Origin of the sequence: Roseateles rivi (genome assembly GCF_043555845.1) — a bacterium.
GTDB lineage: Bacteria > Pseudomonadota > Gammaproteobacteria > Burkholderiales > Burkholderiaceae_C > Roseateles > Roseateles rivi.
In genome coordinates, this window is the sequence record NZ_JBIGHZ010000006.1 from 206,413 (window position 1) to 225,686 (window position 19,274).

General features: G+C 62.3%; 20 protein-coding genes. 12 read left to right on the forward strand and 8 right to left on the reverse strand.

Annotated features, from left to right (window positions below; all coding sequences use genetic code 11):
• Nucleotides 1-52 precede the first annotated feature (52 nt).
• Nucleotides 53-481, reverse strand: coding sequence for an NINE protein (locus ACG0Z6_RS16010; RefSeq protein ID WP_394463235.1), 429 nt, complete (start codon nucleotides 479-481; stop codon nucleotides 53-55).
• 305 nt (nucleotides 482-786) lie between these two features.
• On the opposite strand from ACG0Z6_RS16010, the gene rpsP reads away from it, so the two are divergent.
• The 6 genes from rpsP to ACG0Z6_RS16040 all read left to right on the forward strand — a co-directional run bounded on the left by rpsP (nucleotide 787) and on the right by ACG0Z6_RS16040 (nucleotide 4,824).
• Entirely contained in the window at nucleotides 787-1,038 is a 252-nt protein-coding gene (gene rpsP / locus ACG0Z6_RS16015; RefSeq protein ID WP_394463237.1) for a 30S ribosomal protein S16, read from the forward strand.
• 13 nt (nucleotides 1,039-1,051) lie between these two features.
• The gene (gene rimM, locus ACG0Z6_RS16020; RefSeq protein ID WP_394463239.1) at nucleotides 1,052-1,657 is read left to right on the forward strand and encodes a ribosome maturation factor RimM; all 606 of its coding nucleotides are present in this window, start codon (nucleotides 1,052-1,054) and stop codon (nucleotides 1,655-1,657) included.
• Nucleotides 1,658-1,707: 50 nt separating this feature from the next.
• Nucleotides 1,708-2,493, forward strand: a complete 786-nt coding sequence (gene trmD / locus ACG0Z6_RS16025) for a tRNA (guanosine(37)-N1)-methyltransferase TrmD (protein ID WP_394463241.1) — start codon at nucleotides 1,708-1,710, stop codon at nucleotides 2,491-2,493.
• Between the two features lie 71 nt (nucleotides 2,494-2,564).
• Nucleotides 2,565-2,918: a 50S ribosomal protein L19 gene (gene rplS, locus ACG0Z6_RS16030; RefSeq protein WP_394463243.1), complete on the forward strand. Its 354-nt coding sequence runs from the start codon at nucleotides 2,565-2,567 to the stop codon at nucleotides 2,916-2,918.
• Nucleotides 2,919-3,080: 162 nt separating this feature from the next.
• The gene (locus ACG0Z6_RS16035) at nucleotides 3,081-3,800 is read left to right on the forward strand and encodes a CoA pyrophosphatase (protein WP_394463245.1); all 720 of its coding nucleotides are present in this window, start codon (nucleotides 3,081-3,083) and stop codon (nucleotides 3,798-3,800) included.
• 34 nt (nucleotides 3,801-3,834) lie between these two features.
• Complete coding sequence (locus ACG0Z6_RS16040) at nucleotides 3,835-4,824, forward strand: CobD/CbiB family protein (protein ID WP_394463247.1); 990 nt, start codon at nucleotides 3,835-3,837, stop codon at nucleotides 4,822-4,824.
• A 21-nt stretch (nucleotides 4,825-4,845) separates the two neighbouring features.
• On the opposite strand, the gene ACG0Z6_RS16045 is transcribed toward ACG0Z6_RS16040, so the two are convergent.
• Nucleotides 4,846-5,616 carry an SDR family NAD(P)-dependent oxidoreductase gene (locus ACG0Z6_RS16045; RefSeq protein WP_394463249.1) on the reverse strand — a complete coding sequence of 257 codons (771 nt, stop codon included), beginning with the start codon at nucleotides 5,614-5,616 and terminating at the stop codon, nucleotides 4,846-4,848.
• Between the two features lie 18 nt (nucleotides 5,617-5,634).
• Nucleotides 5,635-6,279 carry an RluA family pseudouridine synthase gene (locus ACG0Z6_RS16050; RefSeq protein ID WP_394463252.1) on the reverse strand — a complete coding sequence of 215 codons (645 nt, stop codon included), beginning with the start codon at nucleotides 6,277-6,279 and terminating at the stop codon, nucleotides 5,635-5,637.
• Between the two features lie 224 nt (nucleotides 6,280-6,503).
• On the opposite strand from ACG0Z6_RS16050, the gene ACG0Z6_RS16055 reads away from it, so the two are divergent.
• Complete coding sequence (locus ACG0Z6_RS16055) at nucleotides 6,504-7,868, forward strand: Gfo/Idh/MocA family protein (protein ID WP_394463254.1); 1,365 nt, start codon at nucleotides 6,504-6,506, stop codon at nucleotides 7,866-7,868.
• Between the two features lie 12 nt (nucleotides 7,869-7,880).
• On the opposite strand, the gene ACG0Z6_RS16060 is transcribed toward ACG0Z6_RS16055, so the two are convergent.
• Complete coding sequence (locus ACG0Z6_RS16060; RefSeq protein WP_394463256.1) at nucleotides 7,881-8,357, reverse strand: protein-tyrosine phosphatase family protein; 477 nt, start codon at nucleotides 8,355-8,357, stop codon at nucleotides 7,881-7,883.
• Between the two features lie 58 nt (nucleotides 8,358-8,415).
• Here ACG0Z6_RS16060 and ACG0Z6_RS16065 point away from each other — a divergent pair, with 58 nt between their 5' ends.
• The 4 genes from ACG0Z6_RS16065 to ACG0Z6_RS16080 all read left to right on the forward strand — a co-directional run bounded on the left by ACG0Z6_RS16065 (nucleotide 8,416) and on the right by ACG0Z6_RS16080 (nucleotide 12,714).
• A complete protein-coding gene (locus tag ACG0Z6_RS16065) occupies nucleotides 8,416-8,667 on the forward strand; it encodes a DUF1289 domain-containing protein (protein ID WP_394463258.1) in 252 nt (83 codons plus the stop codon).
• Nucleotides 8,668-8,840: 173 nt separating this feature from the next.
• Complete coding sequence (locus ACG0Z6_RS16070) at nucleotides 8,841-10,391, forward strand: methyl-accepting chemotaxis protein (protein WP_394463260.1); 1,551 nt, start codon at nucleotides 8,841-8,843, stop codon at nucleotides 10,389-10,391.
• A gap of 170 nt (nucleotides 10,392-10,561) precedes the next feature.
• Nucleotides 10,562-12,331 (forward strand): MFS transporter, encoded by a 1,770-nt coding sequence (locus tag ACG0Z6_RS16075; protein WP_394463261.1) that lies wholly within the window; start codon nucleotides 10,562-10,564, stop codon nucleotides 12,329-12,331.
• 167 nt (nucleotides 12,332-12,498) lie between these two features.
• Nucleotides 12,499-12,714: a hypothetical protein gene (locus tag ACG0Z6_RS16080; RefSeq protein WP_394463263.1), complete on the forward strand. Its 216-nt coding sequence runs from the start codon at nucleotides 12,499-12,501 to the stop codon at nucleotides 12,712-12,714.
• A gap of 87 nt (nucleotides 12,715-12,801) precedes the next feature.
• Here ACG0Z6_RS16080 and ACG0Z6_RS16085 read toward each other — a convergent pair whose 3' ends face one another.
• Both ACG0Z6_RS16085 and ACG0Z6_RS16090 read right to left on the reverse strand, forming a co-directional pair.
• Nucleotides 12,802-14,370: a sensor histidine kinase gene (locus ACG0Z6_RS16085; RefSeq protein ID WP_394463264.1), complete on the reverse strand. Its 1,569-nt coding sequence runs from the start codon at nucleotides 14,368-14,370 to the stop codon at nucleotides 12,802-12,804.
• A 141-nt stretch (nucleotides 14,371-14,511) separates the two neighbouring features.
• Nucleotides 14,512-15,531 (reverse strand): GGDEF domain-containing protein, encoded by a 1,020-nt coding sequence (locus ACG0Z6_RS16090; protein ID WP_394463266.1) that lies wholly within the window; start codon nucleotides 15,529-15,531, stop codon nucleotides 14,512-14,514.
• Between the two features lie 250 nt (nucleotides 15,532-15,781).
• Here ACG0Z6_RS16090 and ACG0Z6_RS16095 point away from each other — a divergent pair, with 250 nt between their 5' ends.
• Nucleotides 15,782-16,768 carry a quinone oxidoreductase family protein gene (locus ACG0Z6_RS16095; RefSeq protein ID WP_394463268.1) on the forward strand — a complete coding sequence of 329 codons (987 nt, stop codon included), beginning with the start codon at nucleotides 15,782-15,784 and terminating at the stop codon, nucleotides 16,766-16,768.
• Here the strand turns inward: ACG0Z6_RS16095 and ACG0Z6_RS16100 are convergent.
• Nucleotides 16,748-18,292, reverse strand: coding sequence for a hybrid sensor histidine kinase/response regulator (locus ACG0Z6_RS16100; protein WP_394463270.1), 1,545 nt, complete (start codon nucleotides 18,290-18,292; stop codon nucleotides 16,748-16,750). The genes ACG0Z6_RS16095 and ACG0Z6_RS16100 overlap by 21 nt on opposite strands.
• Before the next feature lie 46 nt (nucleotides 18,293-18,338).
• Nucleotides 18,339-19,193 (reverse strand): DUF2189 domain-containing protein, encoded by an 855-nt coding sequence (locus ACG0Z6_RS16105; protein ID WP_394463272.1) that lies wholly within the window; start codon nucleotides 19,191-19,193, stop codon nucleotides 18,339-18,341.
• Between the last annotated feature and the right edge of the window lie 81 nt (nucleotides 19,194-19,274).

The window sequence follows — 19,274 nt, forward strand, 5'->3', positions numbered from 1 at the left end:
AGTCTTCGGTTGAGGAAGGTCATCGCGGTAGTTTTGCGTTGATGCAGTGGCCCTAGCTTGCTTGCAACTCAAAATACCGCTGCGCACAAAAGGCCAGAGTGCTCATCAGGAAACCAGCCCCCAGCATGAGGCACAGAATCACGCCCGCCACCGTCCCCCAATGGGTGCTTGGGCTGGTCCGGCCAGGATTGTGCTGCGCATCCCAGCGATCATTGGGGCGAAGGCCGTACACAATGCCGCATAGCATGCCTTGGGTCAGCATCAGGCCTAACAAAGGGAGAAGTGCCCAGGCAACCCTGTCGTCCTGCCCTAGGCTGTGAGCGCGCGCCAGGCCCAGCAGGCCGGCAATAGCAATGGGCCAATGCATCCAAGCCAAGGCATCTCGCCAGCCATAGAGATAGAAGCGGTGCGCCCCCAGTGCGCCCCCGCCAAGAGCCAACCAGGTGGCGATAGTTTTTGATTTCATGCGGGTCGTGCTCATGGGGGTGATGCAACATTTCATGTGTAGCGAAGGGAGCGCAAATTCGCCTCTTTGGCGATAACGCCAGCGCTCCCGCATATCGGTCTATAATGCCCGGTTTTGGTGCTGGTCGCCTTAGAGGTTTTCGAGTGCGTCTGTTAGCGGTCTGAGCCGTGGCAAGACGCAAAGGAAGTGCCTTTGGGGCGGCGTATCTACAGCGCCAAGCCGCCGGTGGAGCCATGTCTTGGCGCTGCCGAAATGACGATCTGCTGACCTGTCGTGTCCCTGGTGCGGTGGAACGCTAGAGAACCCTGAAGGAATTGATCATGGTCGTGATTCGACTTGCACGTGGCGGCTCCAAGAAGCGCCCCTTTTACAACATCGTTGTGGCTGACAGCCGTGAGCGCCGTGACGGCCGCTTCATCGAGCGCGTGGGCTTCTACAACCCCGTGGCTTCCGGCGCTGCTGAGACGCTGCGCGTGGCACAAGACCGCGTGAGCTACTGGGTGGGCGTGGGCGCACAACCCTCGGACGCCGTGGCTCGTCTGGTCGAGACTGCCAAGAAGGCTGCTGCCTGAGCTTGGAACACGTATGACAGTACCGACTGACTTGAATCGAGCTGCCCCGCAGGCTGCGGCTTGGCCGGAGGATGCGATTGAGGTCGGTCGGGTGCTGGATGCCTGGGGTATCAAGGGTTGGGTCAAGGTTTTGTCCCACTCTACGGATGCCGAGGCCCTGTTTGCTGCGCGCCGCTGGTATTTGAAGCCCAGTGAGCGTGCGCTGCCGGGCAAGCCCGCGGCCGTGCCGCCGGTGCTGAACATCCTCTCCATCCGCGATCACGGTGACGGCATCGTGGCGCATATCGATGGGGTTGTAGATCGCAATGGTGCAGAGGCCCTCAAAGGCGCCCGCATCTTTGTATCCCGCGCAGAATTCCCTCAACCCGTCTCCGATGATGAGTTCTACTGGGTTGATTTGATTGGTCTTGTTGTGGTCAATCGCGCAGGTGAGCCCTTGGGTGAGGTGCTTGACCTCATCGATACCGGGCCGCACTGCGTTTTGCGCATCTGCCCGCCTGGCTTGGTGGCCCCCATCAAGCCTGAGCAAGAGCGCTTGATTCCCTTCGTGTCGCAATTCGTGCTGGATGTCAGCTTGCCAGACAAGCGCATCACGGTGGATTGGGGACTCGACTACTGAGTGCTGCAGCCTTTGCTGGAGCCTGGGCGCAGAGGGTAGGGAGGCCACGCGTGCGATTTGATGTCATCACCCTCTTTCCCGAACTCTTCGAGCCCTTTTTGAAGGTGGGCGTGACGCGCCGCGCCTATGAAAGCCGCCAGGTTGATGTGCGGCTCTGGCCCTTGCGCGAGCATGCGCTGGACAACTACCGTCGCGTCGACGACAGGCCCTATGGTGGCGGGCCCGGCATGGTGATGCTGGTGCAGCCATTGGAGCGCGCATTGGCGGCAGTTCATGCGCAGCGCAGCGCGGAAGGGCAGGGCGCGCCTGCTCCGCTGATCCACTTCTCGCCCACCGGGCGGCGCCTTGATCAAGCCTTGGTGCAGGAGTTGGCGCAGTCTGAGGGCGCAGTTTTGTTGTGTGGTCGCTATGAGGGCGTTGATCAGCGATTTTTAGATCGCCATGTCACGATGGAAGTCAGCTTGGGTGACTTTGTGCTCTCAGGCGGCGAATTGCCCGCCTTGGCGCTGTTGGACGCGGTGACGCGCCTGCAAGAGGGGGTGCTCAATGACGCAGCCTCACACCAGCAAGACAGCTTTTCCGATGGGCTGCTGGATTGCCCACATTACAGCCGTCCGGAGCTTCTGGAGCTTGATGGGCAAGCCTTGCCCGTGCCGGGAGTGCTGTTGTCCGGTCACCATGCGGACATTGCGCGCTGGCGGCGTGAACAGTCGTTGGCGCTGACTTGGCGGCGGCGGCCTGACCTCATTGCCGCAGCTCGCGCCAAAGGCCTGCTCAGTCGCGCAGACGAAAAACACCTGGCCGCATTGGTTGGCGCGAAATCTGAGCTACAATAGTCGGCTTTTCGATCCTCTACTGGGCGGGGCAATTCGTGCCCGAGCGTCGGCATGATCACAAGGAGAAACTCGTGGATTTGATCCGTACCCTTGAGCAAGAAGAAATTGCTCGCCTGAACAAGACCATTCCTGAATTCGCACCTGGCGACACGGTCATCGTGAGCGTCAACGTGGTGGAAGGCACCCGCAAGCGCGTGCAGGCCTACGAAGGCGTGGTCATTGCCCGCCGTAACCGTGGTCTGAACAGCGGTTTCATCGTGCGCAAGATTTCCAACGGCGAAGGCGTGGAGCGTACGTTCCAGCTGTACAGCCCGCTGATCGCTTCGATCGAAGTCAAGCGTCGCGGTGATGTGCGTCGTGCCAAGCTGTACTACCTGCGCTCGCGCTCGGGCAAGTCGGCTCGCATCAAGGAAAAGCTGGCCTGATGTTCAGGTCCACAGCGGCCCCTCTGGGCGCCGCTGTCGCGGCGGGTGCTTTGTTGTGCCCGCTCAAGAAAACCGCCTGCCGGCTCGCGCCCAGGCGGTTTTTTCTTGTCTGATTGAAATCAAGTGGCGAGCCGCGCCAAGCGGTATCAATCGAGTGAATTTATGGCGATCAGAGCCCCAGCCATCACGAACCCCACAGCGGCCACGGTGCTTGCTGTGGATCGGCATCTGCCTGCCCTGGAGGCACATCGCCTGGCGCCCGCATTTTTGCGCCAACGCTTGGCCGTGGCGGCGACCATGCCGGTGTCTCACCGTGGTGATGCAGCCGATTTGCCTCAGCCCACACTCACCGCCGCAGCGGTATTGATTGCGCTGGTCCAGCGTTCACAAGGACTGACAGTGCTGCTGACACGGCGCGCCCAGGGCCTGCGATCGCATGGCGGGCAAATCAGTTTTCCCGGCGGACGCCAAGACGCGACAGATGCCAGTGCCATCCACACCGCGCTGCGAGAGGCACAAGAAGAAGTGGGCTTGGACCCCTCTGTGGGAGAAGTGCTGGGCTGCTTGCCGAGCTACCGAACGGTGACCGACTATGAGGTGACACCCGTGCTGGCGCTGGTGGCTCAGCCTCCTGCCATTTGGCAGACACAGCCCAGTGAGGTCCAAGAGGCTTTTGAAGTGCCGCTGGCCTATTTGATGAACCCGGCGCACCATGAGCAGCGTGCCATCACGGTGCAGGGTTGGGAGCGGCGCTTTTTGGCCATGCCATGGGTCGATACTGACGTGGAGTCCCGACCTGAAGATGGCAATGCGGGGCGCTATTTCATCTGGGGCGCAACGGCAGCCATGCTGCGCAACCTCTACGAAGTGCTCAGCCAATGAGGACTGGCCCAGTAGCGGGCTATCATCCCGAGCCATGAACTTCTTTGCGGTCTTGTTCGCCCTGCTGTGTGAGCAGCTCAAGCCTTTGCGCCACCCCAACCCTGTGCATCAGGGCATGATCCACTGGGTGCGCTGGACGGGGCGCAATTTCGATGCAGGGCGTGAACACCATGCCCTGGTCGTGTGGCTCATCACGGTGCTGGGGCCAGGGCTTTTGGTGGCCCTGATTTACTTGGGCTTGCGTCAGTTCAGCGTGCTGTTGGCGCTGGCGCTGGACGTGCTGATCTTGTATCTGACGCTGGGCTTTCGGCAGTTCAGTCACTACTTCACCGATATCCGCGACACGCTGGAGCGTGGGGACGAAATGCAGGCACGCAGCCTGTTGGCAGAGTGGCGCCACCTAGACGCCAGCGAGCTGCCCCGCACTGAGCTGCTGCGGCATGTGGTGGAACACTCGCTGCTGGCCGCACACCGCCATGTGTTTGGCGTGTTCTTTTGGTTTGTGGTCTTGTCCACCCTAGGCTTGGGACCCGCGGGTGCCGTGGTTTACCGCATGGCTGAGTTCGCGGCGCGCTATTGGGCCTACAAGAGCCACACCCTGGACGCGCCGACGAACCAGCGCTTGATGCAGATTTCGCGCGACTTCTTCGGCTGGATTGACCATCTCCCAGCGCGGCTGACGGCCGCAGGCTTTGCCATCGTGGGCAACTTTGAAGAGGCAGTGAGCAGCTGGCGGCGCTTCTCAACGCTCTGGGCGCATAGCAACGAGGGCGTGATTCTGGCGGCTGCGGCTGGGGCCGTGGGCGTGCAGTTGGGCGGTAGTGCCGCGCCAGGCGTGACCCCAGACCGCAGCAAGACCTTTGACTCTGGCGACGCGGCCCAGCAGCTCAGCGCCCAGGGTTCCACCGATGGGGATGAGCCGCAGCTGGCGCATCTGCAAAGCATTGTGGGGCTGGTCTGGCGCTCTATGGTGCTTTGGATGCTGCTGCTGGCGCTGCTGACCTTGGCGAATTTGGTGGGTTGAGAAGACCCAGCCCTGAGGGCCTCACGCCTCTCTGACATCGGCCAGCACCTGCTGGCCGAAATCTTTTCGAGCCAAGAAGGCCAACACCCGGCTGGCAGTTTGCTCAGCGCTAGCCAGCTGGCCCTGCTGCTTGAATTCGGCAAAGCGCGCTTGGTCGGGAAAGTGTTGTGGGTTGCCGCCGCGCAATTGTTGCTGCATGTCGGTATCGATGATGCCTGGGGCCAGCGACACCACGCCTGCGCTGCTGCGGCCTTGCGTCAGCTTGTGGGCCTCGTCCAGGGCCATGGCGCGGCTCAGGTTGTCGAGGCCGGCTTTGACAGCACAGTAGGGCGCACTGCCCGCCATGGCGTAACGCCCCAGGCCCGATGAAATGTTCAACACCTTGCGCGGTGCGGCCCAGCTTTGAGTGGCCTGCAAAAACGCGGCACTCAGCAGTGCCGGGGCCTCCAAACCCACGCGCATGGCGCTCGAGAGTGATTCCAAGGGGACAGATTCCATAGGGCCAGGCGGTGTGAGCAAAGCAGCGTTGTTGATGAGCGATGCGCTGAGCCAGTCGTCGGCATTTTGCGCCGTAAGCCATTGCTGCAAGGCCTGCGCGGCAGCCACGGGTTGGCTCAAATCAAGTCGCCACTGCAGCAGCTCGGTGCCTTTGGTTTGGGCTTCTTCCTGCAGAGCTTGGCAAGCCTGGCGAGCGATACCCAGCACCAGGTTCTGTGGCGCCAGCAGCTGCTGTGCCAGGGCATGGCCCAGGCCACGGGAGGAGCCGGTGATGACGTAGAGATGGCGTTTCATGTCGAGCCTGAGGCGGGTTTAGAAATCGGCGGGGCATTGCCAGCGCTGTTGCGTGTCGAGCAGCTCCAGCGCGCAAGCATGCAGCAAGAGGCGCGGGCTGGCGCTGCTGGCTGATGGCGGAGCATAGAGCGCGTCACCCACGATGGGGTGGCCCAGACTGAGCATATGCACGCGCAGCTGATGGCTGCGCCCGGTGTGGGGTTCGAGTTTCACGCGTGTGCGATCGCAGCTTTGGCTCAGCACCTCCCAATGGGTCAGCGCCGGTTTGCCTGCGTCCACATCGACCATCTGGCGAGGTCTGTTGGGCCAGTCTGCCCGCAATGGCAGGTCAACGCTGCCCGTGGCGCCCGGGTGGGCGAAGCGCCCGCTGAGTTCGGCTACATAGTGTTTGCGCACGCGCCGCTGAGCGAAACAGGCACTGAGTTCACGCTGGGCTTGCGCGCCACGTGCGAATAGCAACAGCCCTGATGTGGCTTGATCGAGCCGGTGCACCACCAGTGCATCAGGGTACTGAGCCAGCACCCGGTGCCATAAACAATCTTGCTTGTCTGCACCACGCCCCGGCACGGCCAGCAGGCCCGGCGGCTTGTTGAGCACCAACAGCCGTTCGTCGGCATGCACCAACTGCAGGGGCTGGTGAGGTGGTGAGGGCAGGGCAGGCATGTGGGGGTGTTCGGCAAGCGCGAGGTCGCCCCGCATTTTCCCTGCTCGCACAACCTGCCGAACGAGCCAATCCCTTCTTATGATTCACCGCTTGCACGCGCGCAGCGCGAATCGGCTTGGCCCCATTGCTTAGACCACTGAATAACCAGCGTATGAGTAGCGACGACAACTTCGACACGTCAAAAACACAAGACACCTTGCCCCTGACAGCAAGGCGCACTGTATTGGGGTCACTGCTTGGCGGCGCGCTGGCGGGGCTGGCAGGCTGCGCCAGTGGCTCGGGTGTGTTGGAGCGTGCCAGCACGGCCAAGTCGGTCATGGGACTGCGCTCTCGGCCCTTGGACGTGGCGCGTTTTGGCGTGATTGGGGTGGGCCAGCGCGGCAGCTTTCTGACCAAGACGCTGTGTCAAATTGAAGGCGCGCGCGTGGTGGCCATTGCTGACACTGATGCCCAGGCCATTGACAAGACCCTGGGTCTGATTGCCAAAGCCGGTCGACCCAAGCCCGATGTCATCACAGGTTCCAGCGGTGCCTGGCAGCGCATGCTTGACCGCGACGACATCGACGCCGTGCTCATCGTCACGCCCTGGGAGTTGCATACGCCCATGGCTGTGGCCGCCATGCGCGCGGGCAAGCATGCGTTTGTGGAAATTCCCGCAGCAGTGAGCGTGGACGAAGCCTGGCAGCTGGTGGATACCGCCGAGGCCACGCAGCGCCATTGCATGATGCTGGAGAACTGCTGTTATGGCCGCGAAGAGCTGATGGTGCTGCACATGGTGCGCCTGGGGCTGTTTGGCGAGCTGCTGCATGCTGAAGGGGCTTACATCCACGATTTGCGTTGGCAAATCAAGGAGCTGACCCGCTCCACGGGTTCGTGGCGCACGCTGTGGCATGCACGGCGGGACGGCAACCTCTACCCCACCCATGGCCTGGGGCCCATCGCCCAGTACTTCGGCATCAACCGCGGTGACCGCTTTGACTACATCAACTCGCAAAGCTCGCCCGCCCGTACTTTTGCGGAGTACTCGCGGAAGAACTTCCCGGCGGACCATCCACGCAACCAGCTGCGCTACATCAACGGCGACATCAACACCAGCCTGATCAAGTGCGCCAGCGGCCGCACCATCATGGTCCAGCACGACACCAACACACCGCGACCCTATTCGCGGCTCAACACGGTGGTGGGCACCAACGGCAGTTTTGGCGGCTTTCCCAACCGCATTGCGCTGGAGACCCTGGACGGCAAGACCTTGATGGATGCCAGCGGCAAGCAAGAAGCCTTCCACCACTGGGATGGCAATATGCAGCCTTGGTTTGACCGTTACGACCACCCGCTATGGAAGCGTTTGGCCCAGGAAGCGCAGCGCAACGGTGGCCACGGTGGCATGGACTACGTGATGATGTGGCGCGTGGTCTACAGCCTGATTCACGGCGAGGCCATGGACCAGGACGTTTACGACGCAGCGTCCTGGTCGGCGGTGTTCCCGCTGTCCTGCGACTCGGTGGCCGATCGTGGCAATGCCAAGGACTTCCCGGATTTCACCCGCGGCGCCTGGAAAACCACCAAGCCACTGGGCATCGTGGCCTGAGGTCGTTTAACCTCAAAACTGTTCGATCCAGCCCGACTGCACGGCGGATTGCGGGTTGGAGCCCGCAGCGCGCACCGCCTGCAGCGCGGCCTCGCTGCTTCGCCCCAGCGCTTTGAGCACGCAGGCCGCCACCGTGCCTGTGCGCCCCATGCCATGGGCACAGTGCAGCAAGATGGACTCACCCAGACGCAGCCCGTCGACGATGTGCTCGACCCCCTGGCGAAACACTAGCGGGTCCGTGCCCACGCCGTAGTCGCGCATGGGCAAATGCTGCCAACGAAAGGGCAGCCGTCCTTCACAAATGGCTTTGTGATAGGCCGGTGAGATGCGCGCGACTTCTTCCAAGGGGTTGAGGCAGACTACACGCACCAGCGCGTACTCACGGGCCAAGTCCAGAAACGCACTCCACGATTCCAGGCGCGCAGGCATGGCGTGCAACCACAAGTGGCCGGGGCAGGTATCGGGCAGAGCGAGTGGGCGAAACGGCATGGACGGAACTCCGAACTGCAAATAGCTGGGCGCAGGTACACAGCATAATCGGCCCACCATGAGCAACTTGCATGCTGTACCCCCTGCTTCTTGTGCTGATCTGAGCACAGCAGCGCTGCGTGCACCGGAACCTGCAGAAGTGGCTTCACCCTGCACCGGTGTGTGCCGGATCGACCCCTGCACCGGCTGGTGTGAGGGCTGCGTGCGCACGCTCGACGAAATCGCCGTGTGGCGCACGGCCTCCAGCGCGCAACGCCAAGCCATTTTGGACGACTTGTTGGCAAGACAGGCTCTGGTTCGCCTGGGCTGAGGTTGCTGTTGGCCATGAGCGCCATTGGCGCCATGTCTTGCCAAGCCAAATCATTCATGTATTTGCCTGTCTGGGTCTGAGCTTTTGCGCCGACCAGCTGGCGCTGACTTGAATCAAGATCAGCGTCCAGATTGGAACTACCAGCACAGCGAGGACCTATGCGGCAATTCGGAATGAGAGCACGTATGCGCTCCCTGGTGGCCTTACTGACAAGCCTGACCGTAGCCTTGATGGTGGTGGGCTGGTTGCACATGAGCCATTTGCGAGACGCTTTGCGAACGGTCTACGACGACCGGGTCGTGCCCCTGCAACAGCTCAAGAGTGTGGCGGACGCCTATTCTGTGCGCGTGGTCGATGGCGCGCACAAAGTGGCATTGGGCACCAAGTCGGCGTCAGAGAACTTGCGCGATATTGAGCAGGCAAGGCGTGATGTGCAAAACAACTGGCAGGCCTACCGGGCCACAGCCATGGATGACCAAGAGCTTGCCCAGGCTACCCGCGTTGAACAAGCCATGAAGACCGCAGATGTGGCGCTGACAGTGCTAGAGCGGCTGATGAAGTCGCAGGACATGAACGCGCTCAACGCCTTTCGTGCCACCGAGCTCTACCCACGCATCGATCCCTTGTCAAATGAGATCGACAAGCTCGTGACCTTGCAGCTGCGGGTGGCCAAGCAGGAGTACCAACGCGGCAGTGACAGCTTTGCGCGCGCGTCACAGCAGCAGCTGGTGTTGATGGTGCTGGCCGTGCTGTGCGGCATCGCTTGTGCGGAATGGATTGTGCGTTGGTTGGTGCGGACTTTGGGTGACGAGCCCGAGGTAGTGGCAAGGCATGCCGCAGAGGTAGCACAAGGCCGCCTGGACACCGCACACAGCGCAAAGCCCATGGCTGAGCAAAGCGTCATGGCCGTCATGCAGCGCATGCAAGGCAAGTTGCGCGAGGTTATCGGCACAATCAGCCAAGCCGCTGGCATGGTGGCCGGCGCGGCCTCAGAAATTGCCCGCGGGAATCAGGATTTGAGCGTGCGTACTGAGCAGCAGGCCGATCAGCTCCAGCAGTCCACCGCTGCGGTGCAAAGAGTGGTTCAGCTGGTGGCGCACAACAGCTCGCTCACCGATCAGGCCCGTAGCAGAGCGCGCAGCGTGGAGCAAAGCGTCGAGATCAACGCCCAGCAGGTGCAGGAGGTGGTGCGCTCCATGAGCGACATTCTCAAGTCCAGCGAGCGCATCGGCGAGATCACTTCCTTGATCAATTCCATTGCGTTTCAAACCAATTTGCTGGCTTTGAATGCGGCGGTCGAGGCAGCCCGTGCTGGCGAACAAGGGCGTGGTTTTGCTGTGGTGGCCGGTGAGGTCAGGGGGCTTGCCCAGCGTGCCGCACAGGCCTCGGATCAGATCCGCGACTTGATCACCGTCAGCGCCCAACATGTGCGCACCGGTACGGACCAGGCCAACAAAGCCGGTGCGGGCATGCAAGACCTGATTGGCAATATGCGCGAGGTGCTGTCGCTGGTGCAGTCGTTGACTGAAAACGCCCAGCAAGTTCGCAGTGACATCGAAGGCATGCACAGCACCATTGGTAGCCTGGACGAGGGTACGCAAAACAACGTTGCCATGGTGGAGCAGTCCGCAGCTGCCGCCCAAGCCTTGTCAGACCAGGCGCAGACGCTCCAGCAAACGGTGGCCTATTTCACTTCGGGGCCGTCAGGAGTTACCCGCTGTTAGGGGCAGATCCTGCCCAAATTTCACTTCATGAAATACCGAGCAAGGGTTGCTTTCGATTCCGTCAGTCCGGCGAAAGCTGGGCGTCAGAACACGGTCAGAGGGGGGGCAGATAGTCGCGGCCAAGGAGCATCGGTCGATGTTTCTTTTAGACCTTGCACGGAGACAACCCCATGGCAACTGCACAGGCTGTGGCCACCAACACCCCGATGACCCGGGAAGAGAAGAAGGTGATCTTCGCCTCTTCCCTGGGCACGGTGTTCGAGTGGTACGACTTTTACCTCTACGGCTCTTTGGCTGTATTCATTGGCAAACACTTCTTCTCGGCGCTGGACCCTGCGTCGCAGATGATCTTCTCGCTGCTGGCGTTTGCCGCAGGCTTCATCGTGCGGCCTTTTGGCGCATTGGTGTTTGGTCGCTTGGGCGACATGATCGGGCGCAAGTACACCTTCTTGGTGACTATCCTGATCATGGGCTTGTCGACCTTCATCGTCGGCTTGCTTCCGGGCTACGCCAGCATTGGTGTTGCGGCTCCGGTGATCTTGATCGGCCTGCGCCTCTTGCAAGGCTTGGCGCTGGGCGGCGAGTACGGCGGTGCGGCCACCTATGTGGCAGAGCACGCACCGGCAGGGCGTCGCGGCGCTTACACGGCCTGGATTCAGACCACCGCAACCTTGGGCTTGTTCCTGTCGTTGTTGGTGATTCTGGGCGTGCGCACCGCCACCGGCGAAGAGGCATTTGCTGAGTGGGGATGGCGTATTCCCTTCATCGTCTCCATCGCCCTGCTGGCCATCAGCGTGTGGATTCGCTTGGCGATGAATGAGTCGCCAGCCTTCCAGAAGATGAAGTCCGAGGGCAAGACCTCCAAGGCACCGCTGTCGGAGTCTTTCGGTCAATGGAAGAACCTCAAGATCGTCATCCTGGCCCTGGTCGGCGTGGTCGCCGGTCAGGCGGTGGTCTGGTACACGGGGCAGTTCTACGCGCTGTTCTTCCTGACACAGCAGCTCAAGGTGGATGGCACCACGGCCAACCTGCTGGTGGCAGCTTCGCTGCTGATTGGCACGCCGTTCTTCGTGGTGTTTGGCACGCTGTCCGACAAGATTGGCCGCAAGCCCATCATCATGGTCGGCCTGCTGCTGGCCATCCTCACCTACTTCCCTCTGTTCAAGGCACTTACGCAGGCGGCCAACCCCGACTTGGCCAAGGCGCAAGCCAACGCCAGTGTGGTGGTGACGGCTGATCCGAAAGAGTGCTCCTTCCAGTTCAACCCCACGGGCACTGCGAAGTTCACCACCACTTGCGACATTGCCAAGCAAAAGCTGTCGTCTTCCTCGGTGAGCTACGACAACGAAGCCACGCCAGGCCAGCCCGCAACGGTGAAGGTGGGCGAGACGGTGATCCCCGTGACGGTGACGCCTGAGGACATCGCTGCGGCCAAGGTGGCTGCGGAAGCCAAGCTGGCGGGCCTGAAGGCTGCGGCAACGCCCGACGCCAAGGCCATCAAAGCCACTGAGGATCAGCTCAAGGCTTTGAACGACGAGAAGAAGGCCAAGGACGCCGTCTTCACTGCCAAGCTCAAGGCTGCCCTGAAGGCCGCGGGCTATCCGGAGAAGGCTGACCCGGCCAAGATCAACAAGCCGGTGATCATTGCCATCCTGACGGTGTTGGTGATCTATGTGACCATGGTCTATGGTCCCATTGCCGCCATGCTGGTGGAGATGTTCCCCACGCGCATTCGCTACACCTCGATGAGCTTGCCCTATCACATTGGCAACGGCTGGTTTGGGGGCTTGCTGCCCACCACGGCCTTCGCCATCGTGGCCCAGACCGGCAATATGTACAACGGCCTGTGGTATCCCATCATCGTGGCGGGTGTAACTTTGGTGATCGGACTGCTGTTCGTCAAAGAAACCAAAGACACCGACATCTACGGGAACGACTGAAACCGCTAGGCCTCGGACTGCCTGTGGCAGTTCGAGCCTGGAGCCCAGGGGCCCTGCACAAGTCGGGGCCCTTTTTTATGCGCGTATCTGATCAGGCCGCTGTCAGCGAGCTTGAAGAGAATGCGGGCATCTGTTCGTCATTCGACCTTGGAGAGAGGGAGTCAATCATGTGGAAACTTGCGGTAGCTTTTGTGGCCTTCGCGGCTGTGGTTTTGTATGTGATGTCGCGCAGCGATGTGGCCGTTGACATAGGCGGTGAGAAGCACGACGTCAGTGGCGGGCATACCGAAGCTGCCAGTGCCGCTGCCACAGAAGCACCGGCGGCCTCGGCCGCTGTGCTCACAGCACCGGCTTCGGCGGCAGCGTCAGGCGCATCGCAATAAGCACCAATGCACGGTGGGCGGACAAGGGGCGCCATGCGCCCCTTGTCGTTGCAGCCAACGGATGAGTCTTAAGCTACCGCCTAGGCTTCAGCCCGCCAGGGCTTCACTGGCCGCGTTGACGGCCCGCTCAGGTGCATGGCAAGGCAGCAGCAGCAGCATGGTGGTGCCGCGGCCGGGCTCACTGGCCACTTCGATTTGGCCACCCAGCACATTGCACACGATGTTGTGCACGATGTGCAAGCCCAGTCCCGAACCGCCCTTGCCCAGCTTGGTGGTGAAGAAGGGGTCAAAAATGTGCTTCACCACGCCCGGGTCCATGCCGCAGCCGTCGTCGCTGACTTTGAGGTGAACCCAATCCGCGCCAGTGCGTGCGCAGCGCAGGTTCACCACGCCGTGGTCGCGCCCGTCAAAGGCGTGGAGCAAGCAGTTCATGAGCAGATTCGTCAGCACCTGACCCAGTGCACCGGGAAAGCTGTTCATGGCAAGGCCAGGTTCTAGCTCAGTGTCGATGCGGTAAGGGCTGTGCTTGAAGCTGGGTTCGACCATGACCAGTACGTCTTCAATCACATGGGCCAAGTCAAAGTCGCGCCGCACATCGTTGGTTTGATCAATGGCGACTTGCTTGAAGTCCCGCACCAGATTGGCTGCCTTTTGCACATTGCGCAGCAAAATGTCTTGGCCGCGCCGCGTATCGCGCACCAACTCGTCGAGCATGCTGCGGCGCATGGGGATGTTGTCTCGCAACATGCGGTCGAGGTCACGCCATCGGTCATCCAACGCCGTCACCACCGTCATGGCGTTGCCCAGCGGTGTGTTGAGCTCATGGGCTACGCCCGCAACCAGCCGTCCCAGCGAAGCTAGCTTTTCTGACTCAACCAACTCACGTTGTGCGAGTCGTAGGCGGTCCAGCGTTTGGCTGAGTTCCTGGTTGGTATCGGTGAGCTGCTGGGTGCGCGCACCGACTTGATGCTCCAGCATCTGGGCATGGCTGCGCAATTCGTCAAAGGCTTTGAGCAGCGCGCGGCGCATATGTTCCATGGCTTGGCCCACATGGGCGATTTCGTCATCTCCGCTGGGCGTCAGTGGGTGGATCAGATCGCCGTCAGCCAACTTGGCCGCTGTACGGCTGAGCTGCTCCATGGGCTGCAAGATGCGCCTGCGCAGCACGAACAAAATCAGCACCAGCGACACCGTCAGCGTGGCCAGGCTGCGCCACACGCTGGCGAGCAGCTCGTCGCGTTTGCGCTGCAGATGAGGCTCGGCGCTCATCATCACCTCGAGCTTGGCGATGTCGCGGCCATCGCGCTGCACCACACGGGTTCGCGTCAGCGTCCACTGAGGGTTAGGGTCGGGGCGTTTGAACTCGAAGAACAGCTGGTTTTGAGCCTCTTCGACGATGCGCACCGCAATGAAACGGGGGTCTTTGACCTGCGCCTTGATCAGTGGGGCAGCCAACTCGGGCGCATACAGCCAGATGGGCTCAGCCAGGGAATAGGCCATGACCTCGCTGGTGCGGTCGAGCTCGGCACGCAAGTCCGCCATGGCTTCGCGTCGGCTGTTGCTCCAGTCCAGCACCAGAGCTACCGACGTAGGCAGTGCCAGCCCTACGGTGAGGGCTGTGACAACTGCATAGCGTAGGGATCGTTGAACCAACACCGTACCGCTTGATGGGCTGGGATTGCGACACAGCGGCCGCCCAAAGGCGGGCGCAACTGAGGCGCAGCAGCTGGGCCGAGCACTGGCGGTGATTATGGGAGCATTCGGATCGCGCGGGTGGTGTTTTGCATGTCTAGCGCTTTACGCTGCGGCGTCATCTGCAGCCAGCACAGTGACCCTGTTGCGCCCCTGGCGCCGCGAGGCCAGCAGGGCTTGATTGGCGCGCATGAGCAGTGCGGCTGGGTTGTCGCTGATACCGGCCTGGGTGACGCCAATCGACAAACTCCAGCCCATGTTTGCCGGGGCCAGTGAGGCTGCACTCATGCGCAATTGCTCGGCCACCATATTGGCCTCATGCAAACCTGCTTCGGGCATGAGCAGAGCAAATTCGTGGTCGTTCAGCCGTGCAGTGACGTGGTGGCTTTGAGCCACTTGGCGCAGGGCATTGCCAAGCATGCTGATCAAATCACTCAAACCCGCTGCACCAAGGTGCTCGCGCAAGGATTCGAATTCATCGAGATTCCCCAACAGCAAGCAAGGGCTGACTGGCGTGCCTATGGGGTTGCTGGCCAGGCATTGGCCCAGCGCCTGTTCGAAGCCACGCCGGTTGAGCAGCCCGGTCAAGGCGTCTTGCAGGGTGTCGGCGCGTGCGCGGTTGACTTCATCATGCAAGGCGGCGAGCGTTTGACGGCAATGCGCAAGCTTGTGGCTGAGCGCCTGCATGCTGTGCTGCATCGCTTTGGCCCCTTGCTCCATGGCGCTGAGCACTTTGGCATGCTCGCCCGGCGCAGCCTGCGTCAGCTCTTGTTGCCAGCGCCCCAGCGAGCGTTCGAACTGACTGGCCTCGGTGGTGGCGCACTGGCTGCCTTCGCCCAGCGTTTCCAACGTTTGAACCAAGCCGTCGTGCAGGCGCTGGGACTGATCGACATCCAATTCTGCAATGTGCTTGCGGTAGAGCTTCTGAGTCGCTGCCTCGTCCAGCCGCGCCCCGTCGCGCGTGTGTTCAGCCAAGTCTCGGCTCAAGGCCGAATTGCAGCCCGCCACATGCTCGTACCAAATGGCGTAGCTCCACGGGTGCAAGCCTGCTTGTTGGCGCGACATCAGCGGCAAGGCCTCGCGCAAGTACTGCGCGGTTTGTGCAATGGTGTGTTCGTAAGTCATCTCTATCCCCCTTTCGGCCCACAGCGCCGCCCTCTTGCTGGGGCGGCGCTGGGCTCCTCCTCGCAGTCCTGTCAGCTAGTTCGGCCTTCAGGACTGAGGGCGAACCCGCTTGAATGAGGGGTGAGGCAATGCAGGCCTGGAAGCTGGGCAGAAATTCACATGCCGCAACTGCACAAGCCCCAGTCAAGCACCGGTGCGCATGCGCCAGTAGACTCACCCGTCACATCGATCAGAGCCAGAGGATGGAGCCATGAGCGAGCAAGCGGTGCGCATGTCAGAAGTGGGTGGTGTTGAGGTGATGACGCTGAACTCCATCAGCCTGGAAGCTCCCGGAGCTGGGCAGGTGAGGGTGCGCCAGCACGCGTGTGGCCTGAACTACATCGACATCTACCACCGCAGTGGCTTGTACCCCCTGCCGCTGCCCAGCGGGCTGGGTTTGGAAGCAGCCGGCGTGGTGGAAACCGTGGGCGAGGGCGTGACGCACCTGAAGGTGGGCGACCGCGTGGCCTATGTCAGCGCTGCCACCGGGGCCTATGCCACGGCGCGCGTGTTGGCCGCGCGCGAGCTGGTGCGCCTGCCTGATGCGCTGAGCTTTGAGCAAGGTGCGGCCATGATGCTCAAAGGCTTGACCGTGCAGTACCTGCTGCGCCGCACCCAGCCCCAAGGCGGGCTGCAAGCCGGGGACGCGGTGTTGTTCCACGCGGCGGCAGGAGGCGTGGGTTTGATGGCCTGCCAATGGGCCAAAGCCATGGGTCTGCGCCTGATTGGCACGGCCAGCACCGAGGCCAAATGCGCGCTGGCCCTGGAGCACGGCGCCAGCGAGATGATTCTCTACAGCCAGCAAGACTTCGCCCAGCGCGTGCGCGAACTCACCGACGGCCGTGGCGTGAAGGTGGTGTACGACTCCGTAGGGGCCAGCACCTGGGAGGGCTCGCTGCGCAGCCTTGCACCGCTGGGCTTGTTGGTGAGCTTTGGCAATGCCTCAGGGCCTGTGCCGCCCGTGGCCTTGGGCCAGCTGGCAGCCGCGGGCTCGGTCTACCTGACCCGCCCGACCTTGTTCACCCATTTGAACCAAGCGGGCGCCGCAGCAGCCATGGCTGAGGATTTGTTCAGCATGGTGCTCTCTGGCAGTGTGCGCATTCCCATGGGCCAGCGCTATGCACTGGCCGATGTGCAGCAAGCCCACCGTGACATGGAAGCCAGGGCCACCACGGGCTCAGGCGTGCTGCTCGTCTGAGCTGGGTGCGGCGCTGGGTTGCTCGCTGCCAGCGCTCACTGCCGGGGGTGTGGGCTCTGGCGCGGCGCCGCGCGCGCGCGTGAGCTGCAGCTCGAAGCTGAAGCACGAACCCACACCGGGCGTGCTCTCGACCAGCACCGTGCCCTCCATCAACTCCACCAGTCGCTTGACGATGGTTAGGCCCAGGCCCGTGCCGCCGTAGCGCCGCGTGATGCTGGTGTCGGCTTGCGAGAAGGGGTTGAAGATGTGGTCGATCTGGTCGCGCGTCATGCCAATGCCTGTGTCGTGCACGGAAAAGCGCAGGCGCAGCGGAGCGTCTTGCGCCTCGGCCTCGCTGACGCTGTGGACCTCCACGCGCACTTCACCCGTCTCGGTGAATTTCAGCGCATTGCCCACCAAATTCACCAGCACCTGACGCAGGCGCAGCGCATCGCCCAGCAGGTGCTGCGGCACGCCGGGCTGGATGCGCGCGTTGAGCGACAAGCCCTTTTCGTGGGCTTGCAGCAGCAGCGGGTGCAGGGCCTCGCGCAAGACGGTGTTGAGCGTGAAGGGGGCCAGCTCGATGACCACGCGCCCGGCCTCGATCTTGGCCACGTCCAGCAAGTCGTTGATGATGACCATCAAACCCTTGGCCGAGTTGTGCGCGAGCTCCACGAATTTGCGCTGCCGCTCATTGAGCTCCGTCTGCAGCACCAGCTGGGTGAGGCCCAGCACGCCATTCATGGGCGTGCGGATTTCGTGGCTCATATTGGCCAGAAAAGCGCTCTTGGCTTGGCTGGCCGCTTCGGCCTCGAGCTTGGCGGCTTCCAGCTGCGCCTGCGTGGCTTTGAAATCGCTGACGTCGCGGGCGTTGAACTGCAGCACCACCTGGCCGCTAACGGGGTCACGCATGGGCCGGGCATCCAGCGCGTGCCAGCGCGTGCCAGCGGTGGTGTTGAGTTCCACCTCGGCGGCGAAGGTCTGGCCGCGCTGCACCTGGGACTGCACACGCCGCGCCAGATCGGGTTCAGCAAAGAGTGCTGAAAAATCACTGCCGCCATGGGTGTGGCGCAGGCCGCCAAAACACAGCGCCGCAGCGGCGTTGCGCATGATGGTGCTGCCGTCGCGCAGGGAAAAAATAGCGATGCGCACGGAGGTGTGCTGCAACGCCTCAACACCGCGCAGCAGGTCTTTGTCCAGGCCGTTGACGATGGCATCGGCCGCAAACAGCGTGACCTGGCGCTTGTCTGGGGTGAGCAGCCCGCGCGAGGCCAGCATCACCGTGACGGGCTGGCCCTTGGGGTAGAGCGTCCACTGCTCGCGCACCACCTTGCCCTGCGCGTGATCGGCCGTGGCCACGGCCAAGCGCTCGCTCACGGCGCCGTTCAATTCATCGTGCTGCCCGAGAAACTCCTCGGCGCTTTCGGCTCTCCAAAACTGCAGGGCCGCGGCATTGGCCCAGAGATTGCGGCGGTTTTCTTGGTCGTAAACCCACATGGGCACGTCCAACCACTCGTAGTGGGTGAGGCAGGAAAAGTCAAGCATGGCGCTGCGTATTCTCTCCCTTAGAGCTGCCGCTGACTGTGGCGATTTACTCAGCAGACCCAACGGCCTCTTGATACGCATGCCAGCTGGCGTGACCCAACAGCGGCCCAATCAACAGCAGGCCCAGAAAGAAGGGCAGCATGGCGAGGGCCACCAGCAAGGCCACGATGCCGCCCCACAGCAGCATCACACCGGTTTGCGTCAAGGTGAGCTTGATGCTGGTGAGGGCCGCAGTGATGGCGTCGACCTCGCGGTCGAGCATCATGGGAATGGAGATCACGCAGCTGGCAAAGATCAGGCTTGCAAACACCGAACCCACCAGGGAATAGGCCACCAAAAAGCCCAAGTTCTCTTCGCTGAAGAGGGCCAGCGGCGAGCCTGAGAAATCGGGCACGCCTTCAAAGCTGACGGCAAACACCACCAGCGAGGCCCGTCCCCAAATGAGTTCCAGCACCAGCAAAGCGCCGCCAAATATGGCCAGCTGTCCGCGGTGGGACGTCCACGCCCCCAGCGCGTCTTCAATGCGCGGTGAGCGGCCAAACTGCAGCTGGCGGCTCACTTCGTAAAGGCCCAGGCACAGAAACGGGCCCATCAGCAAAAAGCCCGCCGATAAAGCCAGCGTGTAAGCCGGCGCATGGCGAAACACCACCAGCAGCAACCAGCCCATCAGCACAAAGCAGGCGCCGAAGAACAAGCCAATGCCGGGCTCGCGCCGGAAGTCCTGCCAGCCCAGGCGCAACCAGCGAAAGGGCGAGGACCAGCGCAGCTGCGCCAACTCTGGGGTGAGCGCGCGCAGCTCCTGCTCGGCAGCGGCTTGCGGCGTTGGCGCGGGGTTCGGTGGGGTTTCTGTGAGCGGACGGGGAGCGCCGCCGGGAGGTGGGGTGTCGGTGGCTGTGTCCATGGAGGCCTAGGCTAAGTCAGCCCGGGCCTGCATGGTTTCGGTGTTTGCCTGTAGCGACACCGTGCGGCGGCGACAGACAAA

Bases quoted from the DNA above. Each gene is read 5' to 3' on its own strand.
- ACG0Z6_RS16050 (WP_394463252.1), bottom strand. From the start codon at position 6,279: ATGCCTGCCCTGCCCTCACCACCTCACCAGCCCCTGCAGTTGGTGCAT.
- ACG0Z6_RS16045 (WP_394463249.1), bottom strand. From the start codon at position 5,616: ATGAAACGCCATCTCTACGTCATCACCGGCTCCTCCCGTGGCCTGGGC.
- ACG0Z6_RS16060 (WP_394463256.1), bottom strand. From the start codon at position 8,357: ATGCCGTTTCGCCCACTCGCTCTGCCCGATACCTGCCCCGGCCACTTG.
- ACG0Z6_RS16100 (WP_394463270.1), bottom strand. From the start codon at position 18,292: ATGCTTGACTTTTCCTGCCTCACCCACTACGAGTGGTTGGACGTGCCC.
- ACG0Z6_RS16065 (WP_394463258.1), top strand. From the start codon at position 8,416: ATGAGCAACTTGCATGCTGTACCCCCTGCTTCTTGTGCTGATCTGAGC.
- ACG0Z6_RS16080 (WP_394463263.1), top strand. From the start codon at position 12,499: ATGTGGAAACTTGCGGTAGCTTTTGTGGCCTTCGCGGCTGTGGTTTTG.
- ACG0Z6_RS16070 (WP_394463260.1), top strand. From the start codon at position 8,841: ATGAGAGCACGTATGCGCTCCCTGGTGGCCTTACTGACAAGCCTGACC.
- rimM (WP_394463239.1), top strand. From the start codon at position 1,052: ATGACAGTACCGACTGACTTGAATCGAGCTGCCCCGCAGGCTGCGGCT.
- ACG0Z6_RS16095 (WP_394463268.1), top strand. From the start codon at position 15,782: ATGAGCGAGCAAGCGGTGCGCATGTCAGAAGTGGGTGGTGTTGAGGTG.
- ACG0Z6_RS16010 (WP_394463235.1), bottom strand. From the start codon at position 481: ATGAGCACGACCCGCATGAAATCAAAAACTATCGCCACCTGGTTGGCT.
- rpsP (WP_394463237.1), top strand. From the start codon at position 787: ATGGTCGTGATTCGACTTGCACGTGGCGGCTCCAAGAAGCGCCCCTTT.
- ACG0Z6_RS16105 (WP_394463272.1), bottom strand. From the start codon at position 19,193: ATGGACACAGCCACCGACACCCCACCTCCCGGCGGCGCTCCCCGTCCG.
- ACG0Z6_RS16035 (WP_394463245.1), top strand. From the start codon at position 3,081: ATGGCGATCAGAGCCCCAGCCATCACGAACCCCACAGCGGCCACGGTG.
- ACG0Z6_RS16075 (WP_394463261.1), top strand. From the start codon at position 10,562: ATGGCAACTGCACAGGCTGTGGCCACCAACACCCCGATGACCCGGGAA.
- ACG0Z6_RS16090 (WP_394463266.1), bottom strand. From the start codon at position 15,531: ATGACTTACGAACACACCATTGCACAAACCGCGCAGTACTTGCGCGAG.
- ACG0Z6_RS16040 (WP_394463247.1), top strand. From the start codon at position 3,835: ATGAACTTCTTTGCGGTCTTGTTCGCCCTGCTGTGTGAGCAGCTCAAG.